Origin of the sequence: Acidianus infernus, assembly GCF_009729545.1 — an archaeon.
GTDB lineage: Archaea > Thermoproteota > Thermoprotei_A > Sulfolobales > Sulfolobaceae > Acidianus > Acidianus infernus.
In genome coordinates this window covers 230,571-243,949 of sequence record NZ_WFIY01000004.1, presented here as the reverse complement: position 1 = coordinate 243,949, position 13,379 = coordinate 230,571, and the positions used below count along the sequence as shown (strand labels likewise).

The 13,379-nt window shown below is 33.0% G+C and carries 16 protein-coding genes; 3 read left to right on the top strand and 13 right to left on the bottom strand.

Annotated features, from left to right (window positions below):
* Nucleotides 1-80 precede the first annotated feature (80 nt).
* Together D1867_RS01470 and D1867_RS01465 are read right to left on the bottom strand one after the other, a co-directional pair.
* Nucleotides 81-695 carry an N-glycosylase/DNA lyase gene (locus D1867_RS01470; protein WP_155862503.1) on the bottom strand — a complete coding sequence of 205 codons (615 nt, stop codon included), beginning with the start codon at nucleotides 693-695 and terminating at the stop codon, nucleotides 81-83.
* Complete coding sequence (locus D1867_RS01465) at nucleotides 637-1,152, bottom strand: hypothetical protein (RefSeq protein WP_155862502.1); 516 nt, start codon at nucleotides 1,150-1,152, stop codon at nucleotides 637-639. Before D1867_RS01465 ends, D1867_RS01470 begins: the two co-directional genes overlap by 59 nt.
* 109 nt (nucleotides 1,153-1,261) lie before the next feature.
* Here D1867_RS01465 and D1867_RS01460 point away from each other — a divergent pair, with 109 nt between their 5' ends.
* Nucleotides 1,262-1,480, top strand: a complete 219-nt coding sequence (locus D1867_RS01460; RefSeq protein ID WP_155862501.1) for a hypothetical protein — start codon at nucleotides 1,262-1,264, stop codon at nucleotides 1,478-1,480.
* Nucleotides 1,477-1,791 carry a hypothetical protein gene (locus D1867_RS01455; protein ID WP_155862500.1) on the top strand — a complete coding sequence of 105 codons (315 nt, stop codon included), beginning with the start codon at nucleotides 1,477-1,479 and terminating at the stop codon, nucleotides 1,789-1,791. The genes D1867_RS01460 and D1867_RS01455 overlap by 4 nt, the downstream gene beginning before the upstream one ends.
* On the opposite strand, the gene D1867_RS01450 is transcribed toward D1867_RS01455, so the two are convergent.
* Genes D1867_RS01450 through D1867_RS01440 form a run of 3 tightly spaced genes read right to left on the bottom strand, consistent with a single transcriptional unit; the run spans nucleotide 1,752 to nucleotide 3,402 of the window.
* A complete protein-coding gene (locus D1867_RS01450) occupies nucleotides 1,752-2,060 on the bottom strand; it encodes a hypothetical protein (RefSeq protein WP_155862499.1) in 309 nt (102 codons plus the stop codon). The two genes, D1867_RS01455 and D1867_RS01450, sit on opposite strands and share 40 nt — an antisense overlap.
* Before the next feature lie 6 nt (nucleotides 2,061-2,066).
* On the bottom strand, nucleotides 2,067-2,447 hold the full coding sequence (locus D1867_RS01445; RefSeq protein ID WP_155862498.1) for a hypothetical protein: 381 nt from the start codon (nucleotides 2,445-2,447) through the stop codon (nucleotides 2,067-2,069).
* Nucleotides 2,428-3,402 (bottom strand): NAD(P)-binding protein, encoded by a 975-nt coding sequence (locus tag D1867_RS01440; protein WP_155862497.1) that lies wholly within the window; start codon nucleotides 3,400-3,402, stop codon nucleotides 2,428-2,430. Before D1867_RS01440 ends, D1867_RS01445 begins: the two co-directional genes overlap by 20 nt.
* Before the next feature lie 112 nt (nucleotides 3,403-3,514).
* Here D1867_RS01440 and D1867_RS01435 point away from each other — a divergent pair, with 112 nt between their 5' ends.
* Nucleotides 3,515-5,935: a valine--tRNA ligase gene (locus D1867_RS01435; RefSeq protein ID WP_240872296.1), complete on the top strand. Its 2,421-nt coding sequence runs from the start codon at nucleotides 3,515-3,517 to the stop codon at nucleotides 5,933-5,935.
* 13 nt (nucleotides 5,936-5,948) lie between these two features.
* Here D1867_RS01435 and D1867_RS01430 read toward each other — a convergent pair whose 3' ends face one another.
* From D1867_RS01430 to D1867_RS01395, 8 genes are read right to left on the bottom strand one after another with little or no spacing between them, the layout of a single operon-like run.
* Complete coding sequence (locus D1867_RS01430; RefSeq protein WP_155862495.1) at nucleotides 5,949-7,145, bottom strand: pyridoxal phosphate-dependent aminotransferase; 1,197 nt, start codon at nucleotides 7,143-7,145, stop codon at nucleotides 5,949-5,951.
* Nucleotides 7,146-7,158: 13 nt separating this feature from the next.
* Nucleotides 7,159-7,905 carry an indole-3-glycerol phosphate synthase TrpC gene (trpC, locus tag D1867_RS01425; protein WP_155862494.1) on the bottom strand — a complete coding sequence of 249 codons (747 nt, stop codon included), beginning with the start codon at nucleotides 7,903-7,905 and terminating at the stop codon, nucleotides 7,159-7,161.
* 2 nt (nucleotides 7,906-7,907) lie between these two features.
* Entirely contained in the window at nucleotides 7,908-8,489 is a 582-nt protein-coding gene (locus D1867_RS01420) for an aminodeoxychorismate/anthranilate synthase component II (RefSeq protein ID WP_155862493.1), read from the bottom strand.
* Between the two features lies 1 nt (nucleotide 8,490).
* Complete coding sequence (locus D1867_RS01415; protein WP_155862492.1) at nucleotides 8,491-9,747, bottom strand: anthranilate synthase component I; 1,257 nt, start codon at nucleotides 9,745-9,747, stop codon at nucleotides 8,491-8,493.
* Nucleotides 9,744-10,334, bottom strand: a complete 591-nt coding sequence (gene trpF / locus D1867_RS01410) for a phosphoribosylanthranilate isomerase (RefSeq protein WP_338077920.1) — start codon at nucleotides 10,332-10,334, stop codon at nucleotides 9,744-9,746. Before trpF ends, D1867_RS01415 begins: the two co-directional genes overlap by 4 nt.
* Nucleotides 10,324-11,364 (bottom strand): anthranilate phosphoribosyltransferase, encoded by a 1,041-nt coding sequence (gene trpD, locus D1867_RS01405; protein WP_155862491.1) that lies wholly within the window; start codon nucleotides 11,362-11,364, stop codon nucleotides 10,324-10,326. Before trpD ends, trpF begins: the two co-directional genes overlap by 11 nt.
* Complete coding sequence (gene trpA / locus D1867_RS01400; protein ID WP_155862490.1) at nucleotides 11,354-12,088, bottom strand: tryptophan synthase subunit alpha; 735 nt, start codon at nucleotides 12,086-12,088, stop codon at nucleotides 11,354-11,356. Before trpA ends, trpD begins: the two co-directional genes overlap by 11 nt.
* Nucleotides 12,085-13,359, bottom strand: a complete 1,275-nt coding sequence (locus D1867_RS01395; protein WP_155862489.1) for a TrpB-like pyridoxal phosphate-dependent enzyme — start codon at nucleotides 13,357-13,359, stop codon at nucleotides 12,085-12,087. Before D1867_RS01395 ends, trpA begins: the two co-directional genes overlap by 4 nt.
* Nucleotides 13,360-13,379: the final 20 nt, after the last annotated feature.

Below are 13,379 nucleotides of genomic sequence, written 5' to 3'. Positions count from 1 at the left end.
TCTTGAACAATTTTGAAGTCTGCTAAGGTTATCATTTTTAGCTCATATATATGAGAAATCTCTGGTTTATATATTTTTATTCATTTTACTAACTTATTAGTCGCCTTATACCATATAAACAAGTCAAGTAAACCAACTGGTAAATTTAAAGAAATTGAAATGCTTTTCAAAACAGACTCTATATAAATGTAATCCTTTTTTTGTAAATACTTCTTATTGTAAGAAAAATAATAAGAAGATAAAAATTTTAATATATGTCTATCTAGTATTGCTAAATCAAAGTAACCTACATTTCTCAGGAAATGACTGGCTTCTTTCATTCCTATTCCGTCAATTTGAAGAAGTTCTTCTCTAGCTTCATATTCATCCTTATTCGCTATAGGATAAATCCAAGCTTTTAGCATACCATAATACTTTCTCACATTAAATAAATATTTAGCTTTTAAATTATAAAATCTGTATCCTGAATTTTTAAGATTTTTCGAGATCCCGTCCTCGTCTAAAGAAAATAATTTATCGTATAAATTATTTAACGCTATATATGCGCTAATAAATGAGGAATTAGAAGTTAATATGCATAATACTAATTCTCTAAACCATACGTCTTCTCCTGCTTTATTATTAAGTTTAAATTCTTCAGCCCTTTCTAGTACTTTTGCTCTTAACTTTACGTTTTTTACTAGATTTCTTAGCATTCTTTTTCTTCTTTGCTTTCTTACTTTTCTTTTTCTTCTTATTCTTAACTATTGTAGGTTTAACCTCATTTATGTCAGAAGAAGAAATAATCTTAGCTCCATTACTAGTATCTAAGATTATAAACGGGTAATCCTTGAGATCAAAATTTAAGCCTATGATCAATGAGTCCACTGCAACATTAATGTAATCTAACTTTACATTTTCATTATTAAATTCCCTAGGTATGCCTATTCTAAATATTTTTACAGGAAATGGAAATTTATACTTACAATCTACGCTAGCATTAATAATCTCTCCTTCTTTATATTTTACTATTATAACTTCGCCATTGATGGTTTTAGATTCCAGATTTTCTGAGTAGTCAACCTCTTCTTCATTATATTTCTTAATACTTACTAGGGAAAAATTGTTAATATTAATGATCTCTGGCTTATAATACTCCACTGTAGCTTTCATAGTCGACTATATTTTATCACTCAAAATATTAAATCCTAGTTTGAAGTTGATGGTAAAACCTTTGCAGAAAATTATATATACAATACTGGGTAGAACTTAAGGAGAGATCATGAGTGTCAAAATAAGAGGGACTAACGCTTATGGACATTTAGGATGGTTTCAAGTATACTGTAAGATATGCAATAGAAAACTTACTATAGGCGTCGATGTAGTATACAAGTGCCCAAAGTGCGAAAAGAAGTATAAAGCATACTTCTGTGAAGCAGACAAGAGAGGATTAAAGGGCAAATGCCCATATTGCGGTAGCGAGCTGGTTCCAGTAATATGATAAAGTATTTTTTTAACGGGAATCAAGTAACTCTTCTTCAAGATAATTCTTCTCTGTTTATAATTATGGATGTGCAAATAAAGCTAGATAAGACCAATGTTACGTTAACTACGAGTAAAATACAATTCATAGATATAAATATTCCGTTTAAATATGGTAATATACTTAAAAAAGGAATATGTAAAATTAATAATAAGTTATTTATTTGTTATGTAATTGCTGAACTTAAAGGCAGTATTAGCGAATATGATGAAAATAAGGTAAAAGAGGTCTACAAGGAAGTCGTAGAAGTATTAAATAATGTAATATGAATTCCTTTACTCTTTAATTCGTTAATAATTCTATCTAAAGTTGTCGTAAGTTCTTCGGCGTCTTCACTTTCTATCTCTATTAGAAGCTGAAAATTTTTCAAATTGCCGCTAAGATAAACACTAATTAGCGTATTTTTTGAGACAGAACATATATATGAAGCCCCAAGGCGTATTGGCTTGCAAATATTAGTTAGAATTCCTTCCATGCTATAGAAGACGTCTCTTAACCTGCCTGGATCTTCTAGTACTAAAAGTTTTACGCTAAACAATTTTTATCACTTTAAGTTTGCTCTTTTTATAGGAATCTTTAACTTTTCAAATAATTCCTTTACTTTATCAAAGTATTTTTCGTCTCCTTCTATTTTCTTTATTTTTAACTTCCTATATTTGAGCTTTAATACAATCGAATTATTATCTATAACTAATATTTCTCCAATAATTTTGTTATAAATATTTTTAACCAACTTAACATAAATATAAGTTCCATTATCGCTAATATTAATAACCTTTGCCTCACCTACCTTATAAGTTGGAGAAACTTTGTTTCCTTCATCCTTTACTTCAATAAGTTTACCGTCTACTACTTTATATAATAAAGTTCTTATAGCATGTTTTCCAGACTTACTTTTTGAGTTTTCAACGTATAATTGAACCATATTTTATACCCCTAGCTGATTCTAAAATTCCTTCAAAATCTAATTTATCCTCAAGGAACGCATCTATTAATACGTCATTTCTTAAGAAAATTTTTAGCAAAAACTTTCTAGCATTAATATTAGACCTCATATACACGTCTAATAACCTCCTCTGTATTTCAATCCTTCTCTCAATTTTAGTCAAGTTATAAGATAAGTATTCATCAAAATTCCTCCCTTTTGTTATTGCTTCATATGCTATTTCTGCAGAAATTGCAGAGGGTCTTATTCCTTCTCCGCTCATAGGAAAAACTAAGCCTCTAGCTTCTCCAATTTTTAAGGACTTAGATTTAACACCGCCTATTGATATTGGCGCCCCTCTCAAATCTAATATTTTGTAATCCTTAAATTTATTCTTAATGTAATTTAGGAGAATGTCTTTAGAATTTTTGTTTTCTATAAAACCTGCTCCTACGTTCAAAACTCCTTCCTCATCAGGAAATATCCAGAAAAATCCAGTAAATTTTGTATTAAACTCCAGTACTGCCTCATCACTAAATTCGTTAGTCTCAATTAATGCTCTAGTAGTATAAACTACTTGCCTATCCATGTCATATGGACCTTTTGCGTCTATTATTAAGTCGAACTTTGACTTATCTACATTTGTAGAAATTACTTGGTTTACATTTTTCCGCATTGAATTTATCCATCCTGACTTGTCTATTACAATCCACTTTGGATTCCTATAACTAACATCATATATTCTTTCTCCATCTAAATAAAATGCAAAATTTTTTATATAATATTTTATTTTCCATTCAAATTTGGGTTTATAAATATTAGGAACTACGTCTCCACATGGTTTAAAGTATTTTTCTTTAATGTCAAATAATGTAACATCATACCCCGAATTAGAAAGTAAATAAGCTAAATAGGAACCGCTAACTCCACCACCTATTATGGCAATCTTTTCCATAAAATTAGAATGTAAGAAAAGTATAAAATATGCTTTGTAAGTATCTCATTTGTAAGTTTTATAAACGGATGGTGGTCAGCTATTGTTAAGTCAGGAGTATGTAACAAAGAAAATGGAAGAATGGCCAAAGCATTATAACCCTGCAGAAATTGAGCCTAAGTGGGAAAATCTTTGGTTAAGTAAGGAATATTGGGAAAAGGTATTTCGTTTTGATGAGAAAAGTAACAAACCAGTTTTCTACATAGATACGCCTCCACCATTTACTAGTGGAGAACTACACATGGGACATGCATACTGGGTGACAATTGCTGACGCAATTGCAAGGTTTAAGAAGCTTCAAGGGTATAACGTTCTAATTCCACAAGGGTGGGATACTCAAGGTTTGCCTACTGAATTAAAAGTTCAGTATAAGCTAGGTATACCTAAAGAAAATAGAGAATTATTTTTACAAAAATGTATAGAATGGACTAACGAAATGATAAATAGAATGAAAACAGCAATGATAAGGTTAGGCTATAGGCCAGACTGGGAAGACTTTGAATACAAAACCTATTCTCCTGAATATAGAAAAGTTATACAGAAAAGTTTGATTGATATGTATAAAATGGGAATAGTAAAAATTAAGGAAGGACCAGTATATTGGTGTCCAAAATGTGAAACTGCAGTAGCACAAAGTGAAGTAGGATATCTAGAGAAAGAAGGAGTTCTTGTATACATAAGCTTTCCGCTAAAAGATGGAGGAGAAATAGTAATAGCAACTACCAGGCCAGAACTACTTGCGGCTACTCAAGCAGTTGTAGTAAATCCAACAGATGAAAGATATAAGGATCTTATAGGAAAGACAGCAATAGTTCCAATATTTAATAAAGAAGTTAAAATAATAGCAGACGAAGCAGTAGAGAAAGACTTTGGCACTGGAGCCGTGATGGTAAGTACTTATGGCGATCCGCAAGATATAAAATGGAAACTTAAATACGATTTGCCATCAACTGAAATTATTGATAATAAAGGTAGAATAAAAGGAACTGGAATACTTGATGGACTAACAGTTGCACAAGCTAAGCAAAAAATGATTGAAATATTAAAGGAGAAAGGATACGTAAGAAAGATAGAAAAAATTAAGCACAATGTACTTTCTCACACTGAAAGAAGTGATTGCTTGTCTCCTATAGAATTTTTAACTAAAAAGCAAATTTATATAGATGTATTAAAATTCAAAGATAAACTACTTGAAGAATACAAAAAGATGCAATTTAAGCCCTCTAGGATGTCCTATTATTTAGAAGAATGGATAAAGAGTTTAGAATGGGATTGGAACATAAGTAGGCAAAGGGTTTACGGTACTCCATTACCCTTCTGGTATTGCGATAATAACCACTTAATTCCGGCTAAAGAAGAAGATTTACCAGTAGATCCAACAAAAACTAAACCGCCGTTTGAAAAATGCCCTTATTGCGGATTGCCATTAAAACCAGTAACTGACGTTGCAGATGTTTGGATAGATTCTAGCGTCACAGTGATATACTTATCAGGATTTTATACTAATAAGGAAAGATTTGCCAAGGCTTTCCCGGCATCACTAAGACTTCAAGGTACAGATATAATTAGGACATGGTTATTCTATACGTTCTTTAGGACACTAATGCTCACTGGCAATGTACCATTCAAGCAAGTTCTCATAAATGGTCAAGTATTAGGACCCGACGGAAGTAGAATGAGTAAAAGTAAGGGTAATGTAGTTTCACCTTTAGAAAGAGTAAATGAGTTTGGAGCAGACGCAATAAGAATGACTTTACTTGATGCTTCAATAGGAGAGGACTTCCCATTCAAATGGGATAATGTAAGAGGCAAAAAGTTATTATTACAAAAATTATGGAACGCTAGTAGGCTTTCTTATCCATTTATTCACGGAAAAGATATAACTAAGCCTAACGATCTTCATATTTTAGATAAATGGATATTAATAAAGCATAAGAAGTTTGTCAAGAAAGCAATTGAGGCTTATAACTCTTATGACTTTTACATCATAATTGACGAGCTTTATAACTATTTCTGGGAAACCGTAGCAGATGAGTATCTGGAACTTATAAAATATAGACTCTTTAACGAGGATCAATCAGCTCTATACACGCTAAGGAGAATATTAAAGGATATAATAATAATTCTACACCCAATAGTTCCGCATATAACAGAAGAAATTTATTCAAGATTATTTGGAGACAAAATAAGTGTATTATTAGAAGAATTACCTAATGTTGATGATATAGAGGAAGATAAAGAAGCAGAAAAAATAGGTGATTATGTAAAGAAATTCAACTCTATGGTGAGAACTTCAAAGATTAAGAATAAAATGTCAATAGTAACTCCAGTAAACGTAAAGCTCTACGCCAGCAATGATATGATAGAGAGTATTAAGAAAGTAGAAAATGATGTAAAAATTACGCTTAAAATAAACTCATTAGAGTATATACCATCACAGGATAGAGAAGAAGTTATAATTGAAAAAGCTGAAAATCAGCCCATGGGAGTTTAGCTCACTGATCGCTCTAGCTCTTCTCATCAACAATTTTTTCTATCACATCTTTAATTCTTTTAACACCTTCTTTAATTTTATCTTCATCTATTGCAAAGCTGAACCTTAAGAAATTTTTACCAACATTTAATGGAAAAACTTCTCCAGGTATCGTTATTACGCCGGCCTCTTCTATTAATTTTATGGCTAATTCCTTAGAACTGCCTACTTTCTTTACTACTTCTTCCATATTGGGAAATATATAAAACGCCCCCGGGGACTTATATACTTCTATACTCTTTATTTTAGAAAGCTCAGAGAACATTACGTCTCTTCTCTTCTTAAATAATTTTATCATTTCTTTTACTTCATCAAAAGAATCAAAAGCTGCCAGAGCTCCTTTTTGAGCAAAACTTGTAGGACACGTATAAATATTAGCTGCTAATATACCCATTTTATCAATAATCTCTTTCTTAGCTACAACATAACCTAAACGCCATCCTGTCATTGAAAATGTTTTACTAAAACCGTTAATATAAATGACGTAATCTCTCCAACCAGAGTCTTGTAAAACACTCCTCATTTCACCTTCATAGATAAAATAATCATAAATTTCGTCTGACAATAGTATAATCTTTCTCTCTTTAGCAATTTCTTGAATTTCAATAATTTGTTTAGGTTCAAAGACCATTCCAGTAGGGTTATGAGGATTATTTAGCACTATCATTTTTGTCTTTACCGTAATTTTTGAATTTAAATCATCAATATCTATATAAAATCCTTTTTCCTTGTTAAAATTAATGTTAACATAAACTGGTTTACCGCCGAGTAATTTTACTACTTCAGCGTAAGAGTAAAATGCTGGGTCAAAGAGTATAACTTCGTCTCCGGGATTGATATAAAGCAAAAAGGCTAGAAATAGGGCAGTCTTAGCCCCAGGGGTTATGATTACCTCGTCTTTTTTAATTATATCTCCATATTTTTGCGATAAAAAGTCCGCAATTTTTTGCCTTAACTCATCAATTCCTTTTGCTGGTGTATAGCCCGTATACCCTTCATCTAGCGCCTTCTTAGCCTCTTCCCTTATCCTTTTGAACGTCACCACATCTGGCTGTCCAATTCCAAAATTAATCGTCTTTATACCCTTTTCCTTCTCGACTCTTCTAGCTATTTCTTGGTAAAGTAAAGTTGATTCTCCTGTCAAATTGCCTATAGCTTGTGAAAAACTCATTGTGAATAATAGTCTAAATTAATTCTTTAATTTTACTTGGTTCCTTCATTAGGGAACTTCCTATTAGAAAAGCGTCTGCACCGTATTTTTTTAGCTCTTCTATTTGTTCCCTAGAAGTTATACCACTTTCGGCTACTCTTATAATATTTGATGGAATTTTTTGTAAAACTCTTTTCACCCTTTCTTGACCAATTGCAAATGTAAGCAAATCCCTAGAATTAACACCAATAATTTTTGCACCAGCATTTAACGCAATCTCCAGCTCTTTCTCATCAAAAATTTCCACTAAAGGCTCCAGTCTGTAAGACCTTGCGTACAATATTAAGCTTTCAAGCTCTCTCTCAGTTAAAATTCTAACTATAAGCAAAATGCTATCCGCACCTAAATTGTATGCGTTATCTATTTGCCTTTCACTAACTATAAAATCTTTCATCAAAACTGGAATTTTAACATTATGAGATATTGCAAATAAATAATCATATGAACCAGAAAAAAACTTATCTTCAGTTAGCACACTAATTCCTACAGCACCAGAGCTTTCCATTTCTTTTGCATATTCTATAGGATCTCTATCTGCAGAAAATCCAGAAGGAGAGGCTCTTTTATATTCAGCTATGATAGGATTCTTATTTTCCTCTTTCGCCTTTCTTATTGCTTCTATTAATGAGTAAATAGGCTTATCTCTAATTTTATGAACATAAGGTCTGTTATATGCATTATTAACTACATCTTTTAACCAGCCAGTTAGAAATCTAACCATTATCATACCCTATTTAGGAAATTATAAAATATCTTTTGCCCTACTTGCGTGCCTATGCTTTCAGGATGAAATTGAACTCCGAAGATCTTGTACTCTTCATGGTGGACTCCCATAATTTCATTATCTTCTTTAGAATATGCATCAATAATTAAAGGCGGTTTTACGTCATCTATCACAAGGCTATGATATCTAGTAGCCTTGAATTCATTCGGCAATCCTTCATAAATCACTGCAGAAGAATTTTGAATTATCGTACTTAATTTACCGTGGAAAACTACCTTAGCTTTCCTTATCTTAGCATTGAATGCATAGCCAATTGCTTGATGACCTAAACATATACCTAGAATTGGAATTCTTTTTCCTAATTGCTTTATAACATCTATTACGATCCCAATATCCTCCTTTTTATCTGGTGAGCCAGGACCAGGAGATATTATTATTCTATCTGGATTTATCCTTTCTATTCCTTTAACAGTAATCTCGTCATTTCTTATAACTATAGGATAACTTCCTAATTCGCCTACAGCTTGTGCGATATTATAAACAAAACTATCATAGTTATCAATTATCAAAGTAATGTCCATTTTAAACACCCATAGCTACTTTTAATGCCCTCATTTTATGCTCAGTTTCAAAATACTCCATTTCTGGAATAGAATCATATACTATGCCGGCTCCAGCCTGTATTCTAAATATATCCTTATTAACGAATGCTGATCTAATAGAAATCGCAAATTCTGCAGAATCTTTAGATATAAAACCTACTGCACCTGCATAAGGACCTCTCTTGAACGGCTCTAAAGTTTCTATAATATTCATAGCCATAGGTTTAGGAGCACCGCTTACTGTACCTGCAGGAAATGTAGATTTTAGCACGTCAACTGGAGTAAATCCCTTTTTTAAAGTACCTATTACTCTACTTACTATATGTTGCACATGACTATATTTCTCTATATACATAAAATCTGGAACCTTCACTGTACCAGGATAACAAACTCTACCTATATCATTTCTAGCTAAATCTACTAGCATTAAGTGTTCGGCTCTTTCTTTTTCAGAAGAAAGAAGTTCTTGCTCTAGTTCAAAATCTTCTTCTGGAGTGTTACCCCTAGGTCTAGTACCAGCTATAGGATAAGATTCTACAATACCGTTTTGAACGGAAAAAAGTAACTCTGGACTAGAGCCTATAAGTTCTCTCTCCTTAAATTTAAGGTAAAACATATAAGGAGATGGATTAATTTTCCTAAGATTATAGTAGAATCTCATCAAGTCACCGTTAAATGTAAATCTGTAAAACCTAGAAAGGACTACTTGAAAAGCGTAGCCGTTTCTAATATACTCTAAGATTTCATTTACAGCGTCCTCAAATTCATTTTTGTTCATAGATTGGTCGTAACTTGAGAATTTTATATTACCTATTTCTCCACAGCTAGAAATTTCAGGTATATCTCCATTGACATAGACTTTCGCACTATTATGATCATATATTATAACATTTTCAGGCAAGAAGAATTCTCCGTTAGGCCACGATTCTGCTACTGGTTTAATATCTTTAACAGTTTCCCAGTTCCTAACAGCGTCATAAGACACATAACCGATATACGCATTAAATTCTGGAATTGAAAAACCCCCATATGTTGAAATTGAATAAAGCTTATCTGCAATATCTTCTGAATACTCAGAGCTCAAATAATCTTTCTTACCCCATGCTATTATACTGTATCTTGCTTTATTTTGAGGACCACTAACGCTCTCTAAAAGAGCAGCAAAATCTTCATTTGCTCTTACACATTTGAAAACCTCATATGGTTGAGCAAAGGAAGTTATAGGATATACATTCATACTTTAACACGCCTCACTATTTCCATTACTTTCTGCATATCTTTCTTTCCAGGATATATTTCAACTCCACTCGAAATATCTATCCACTTTGGGTTAATTTCTATCACTTTATCAATATTATTTATATTTATTCCACCTCCAATACCTACATCATATTCTTTTGCTATTTTTCTAGCAAAATTTAGATCTATCTGAACTCCTTTCCTAGGGGAATCTAATAATATCATGTCTGAATAACGAATCGCCTTATCTAAATATGCTAAATACTTTTCACTGGCAGGAACATATAATATGATCCTCTTATCATACGAGTTTAACTCTTCTAGCTCAGAATCGCTTAGAACTCTATGTATCTGTAATAAGTCAGCATATTTCGCTTTTTCAATTAATTCAGAAATTTTTCCATTTACCTTAACAGAAACAATAGGCTTCTCTGAAATTTTCTTGACAAAGCCAATGAACTCGTCTTTTACATATCTTTTACTTATAATGTCAGTAACAACCCCAAGATAATCTATATTCATCTTAGATAGCTCTAAGATGTCACTGATCGTAGATATTCCACAAATTTTTAATTTAGTTACCACTTATCATCGCCATAAAATTCTTAAATATATTTAAATTACCATTATGTGAAATTATGTCTGTTAGTTTATTTAATGATGTAGAAATTAGTTGCGAAGAATATTCGTAACCATCTTTAAAGTCCTTAACGTGACCGCATGAATATAAAGCCACTGCAGAATTTACCTTTATGAACTCCTCTACGGCTTTGTCTTTCCCGGCAAAGGCTCTTAAAACTTTGATTACTGACTCTCTACTATCATTAGCTAATAACTCTGATATTTTTGGTTTATATTTTATAATCTCTGTAAAGTTAAATTCGTATTTATCAATCTTATTGCTTTTAACCTCATATATTGTAGTAACACCCAAAGGACTTACTTCATCCATTCCAGGCTCTCCATGAATTATTAAAAGCTTATCGTAAGAAAGAGAAAGTGCGGCTGTAGCTATTTTATCCATAAATTTCTTTGAGAATATTCCCATAACTTGCTTTTTAGCCATAGCAGGGTTAGTTAACGGACCTAGAAAATTGAATATAGTCCTAATTCCAAGAGTTTTTCTTACAGTTGCCACGTTCTTCATTGCTGGATGATAAAGCTGTGCGAATAGAAACACAAAATTATCCTTAGAAATTAGTTCTTTGGCTTTTTCTGGAGTTACGTATATATTATAACCAATAGTTTCTAAGAAATCTGCACTGCCACTCTTACTACTAGCAGCCCTATTGCCATGCTTTGCTACCTTACAAACTTGACTTATAACAATTGCAGTAGCAGTACTTACATTAATAGTCCCTAAGCCATCTCCTCCAGTGCCCGCAGTGTCAATTACGTCACCTAAATTAACTTTTACTGCATTAGCTCTCATTGATCTTACAAAGCCTATTATCTCTTCAGAAGCTTCGCCCTTAGTTTTAAGGGATGATAGAATTGCCGCTGAAACTAATTCTGGAATTTCGCCTTTCATTATTGAGTTTGCAATCAATTCCGCTTCGTTTATGCTTAGATCTTGCCTATCAGTTATTTTTTCTAGAATCTCTTTAAAATTCATTTAAAACGCCTCTAAAATATTTTACTAAATTTATTGCCTCTTGGACTCCACCTTTCTCTATAGCTTCTATATATGCTGTACCTATAGCTATGCCATCGGCTCCAGCTCTTAACGCCTTTCTCATGTCCTCTACATCTGACAATCCAAAACCTACTACTAGCTTATTATCTACCAATATTCTAATTCTTGTAATTAATGAGTCAACACTCACTGGAATAGGAACTCCGGTAGTAGGTCTTACTCCATAATATAAGAAAATATCAGAAATTTTAGAGACTCTTTGTATCATAGGATCTGGGACTGAAGGAGCAGTAAAAATTACAGCTTTCAAGCCATGATCCTTAATTTTCTTAACGTACTTCTCGTAATCATCTACATAGTCTATTATTAAATCTGGAAATAGTATGCCATCTATGCCTATCTTAGCCAAATTAGAGAGAAAATCATCAAGTACTGGTAACCAATCTTCAAGATATGTTAAAATAATTATGGGAATCTTTACTCTATCTCTAGTCTCTTTTAATAATGGCCAAATATCTTTTAACCAGCTTGATACCTGCTTATAACTTCTTCTTATAACTGGACCGTCGTATTTAGCATACTTTGGCGGAACACCAATTTCCAAAATATCCGAACCCCCCTTGACGCATCCGTCGATAAATTCTAAGTATTCATTCTCTTTAGGATAACCTAATGTTGCGTAAGAAACTAGCATCTTACTCATTTTAACAACCTTTTCATCATTGACTCATAGTTTGGCAAATCCAATAATCCATGACCGCTTAAATTGAATACGATAACCTTTCTCTCGTGATTCTTCTTAGCTTTTAATGCCTCATCTATAACAGCTTTTATTGCATGCGCTGATTCAGGAGCTGGAACTATTCCCTGAGCTTCGGCAAATAGTCTTGCAGCTTCAAATATCTCTGGTTCACTATATTCTCTCCATTCGACTATCCCTTCTTTTATGAGTAAACTTAAAGACGGTGCTGCACCATGATACCTAAGACCTCCTGCATATATTGGGGGTGGCACATAATCCTTACCTAAAGTTATCATTTTTACCATCGGCAATAAACCCGCACTGTCAGGAAAATCGTACATATAATCTCCTTGACTAAACTTAGGTATTTCGTAAGAACCCACTGCAATGAATTTTTCTCCTCTTTTAGCTCCTAAGAAAGGAAATGCGAAACCGCCGAAATTGCTTCCTCCTCCTACACATCCTATTAAGATATCTGGCTCCTCTCCTAGAATGTCCAACTGTTTCATTGCTTCTTGACCTATAACGCTCTGGTGAAGTATTGCTACATCTAACACGCTACCTACTAGATATCTGTAATTATTAGTCAAGGCATATTCTATTGCCTCGCTCATTGCTACTCCTAAAGATCCTGGATGAGAAGGATTTTCAGCCAAAACTTTCTTTCCATATTCCGTTAAGTTTGTAGGGCTTGCGTAAACTTTTCCTCCATATAGTTCCATTATAGTTCTTCTCTGAGGCTTTTGTTCATAACTTACTTTGACCATGAAAATTGTAGATTCCATGTTGTACATCCTTGCCGCCAAAGCTACTGCTGTACCCCACTGCCCAGCTCCAGTCTCTGTAACTACGTGATTAACTCCTTCTGCTTTAGCGAAATATGCTTGAGGTAAAGCAGTGTTTATCTTATGTGAACCTGTTGGAGTAGCACCTTCAAACTTAAAGTAAATTTTTGCAGGCGTATTTAGCATTTCTTCAAGTCTTTTTGCCCTCATTAATGGAGTTGGTCTGCCTATATTAAGGTACGCTTCCCTTACCTCTTCTGGAATTTTTATAAATCTTTCCACAGTAAACTGTTGCCTTAAAACTTCCTTTGGCATTATCTTCCTTAATAGGTCTATTCTAGAAAATTCTGCATCTGGAGGATCTCTTGGAGGTGGAAGTGGTTTGGGAAGATCTGGTATTATATTATACCAATATTTGGGAAGAATTTCTTCCCTCTCTATTGCCATTGGCTCAACAAGAACACCAA

Excerpts from the sequence above, each read along its gene's own strand:
- D1867_RS01470 (WP_155862503.1), bottom strand. The coding sequence starts at position 695 with ATGCTAAGAAATCTAGTAAAAAACGTAAAGTTAAGAGCAAAAGTACTA.
- D1867_RS01415 (WP_155862492.1), bottom strand. The coding sequence starts at position 9,747 with ATGAATGTATATCCTATAACTTCCTTTGCTCAACCATATGAGGTTTTC.
- trpD (WP_155862491.1), bottom strand. The coding sequence starts at position 11,364 with ATGAATTTTAAAGAGATTCTAGAAAAAATAACTGATAGGCAAGATCTA.
- trpC (WP_155862494.1), bottom strand. The coding sequence starts at position 7,905 with ATGGTTAGATTTCTAACTGGCTGGTTAAAAGATGTAGTTAATAATGCA.
- D1867_RS01440 (WP_155862497.1), bottom strand. The coding sequence starts at position 3,402 with ATGGAAAAGATTGCCATAATAGGTGGTGGAGTTAGCGGTTCCTATTTA.
- D1867_RS01455 (WP_155862500.1), top strand. The coding sequence starts at position 1,477 with ATGATAAAGTATTTTTTTAACGGGAATCAAGTAACTCTTCTTCAAGAT.
- D1867_RS01435 (WP_240872296.1), top strand. The coding sequence starts at position 3,515 with ATGGAAGAATGGCCAAAGCATTATAACCCTGCAGAAATTGAGCCTAAG.
- trpA (WP_155862490.1), bottom strand. The coding sequence starts at position 12,088 with ATGAGTAAGATGCTAGTTTCTTACGCAACATTAGGTTATCCTAAAGAG.
- D1867_RS01430 (WP_155862495.1), bottom strand. The coding sequence starts at position 7,145 with ATGAGTTTTTCACAAGCTATAGGCAATTTGACAGGAGAATCAACTTTA.
- D1867_RS01420 (WP_155862493.1), bottom strand. The coding sequence starts at position 8,489 with ATGGACATTACTTTGATAATTGATAACTATGATAGTTTTGTTTATAAT.
- D1867_RS01395 (WP_155862489.1), bottom strand. The coding sequence starts at position 13,359 with ATGGCAATAGAGAGGGAAGAAATTCTTCCCAAATATTGGTATAATATA.
- D1867_RS01465 (WP_155862502.1), bottom strand. The coding sequence starts at position 1,152 with ATGAAAGCTACAGTGGAGTATTATAAGCCAGAGATCATTAATATTAAC.
- D1867_RS01460 (WP_155862501.1), top strand. The coding sequence starts at position 1,262 with ATGAGTGTCAAAATAAGAGGGACTAACGCTTATGGACATTTAGGATGG.
- D1867_RS01445 (WP_155862498.1), bottom strand. The coding sequence starts at position 2,447 with ATGGTTCAATTATACGTTGAAAACTCAAAAAGTAAGTCTGGAAAACAT.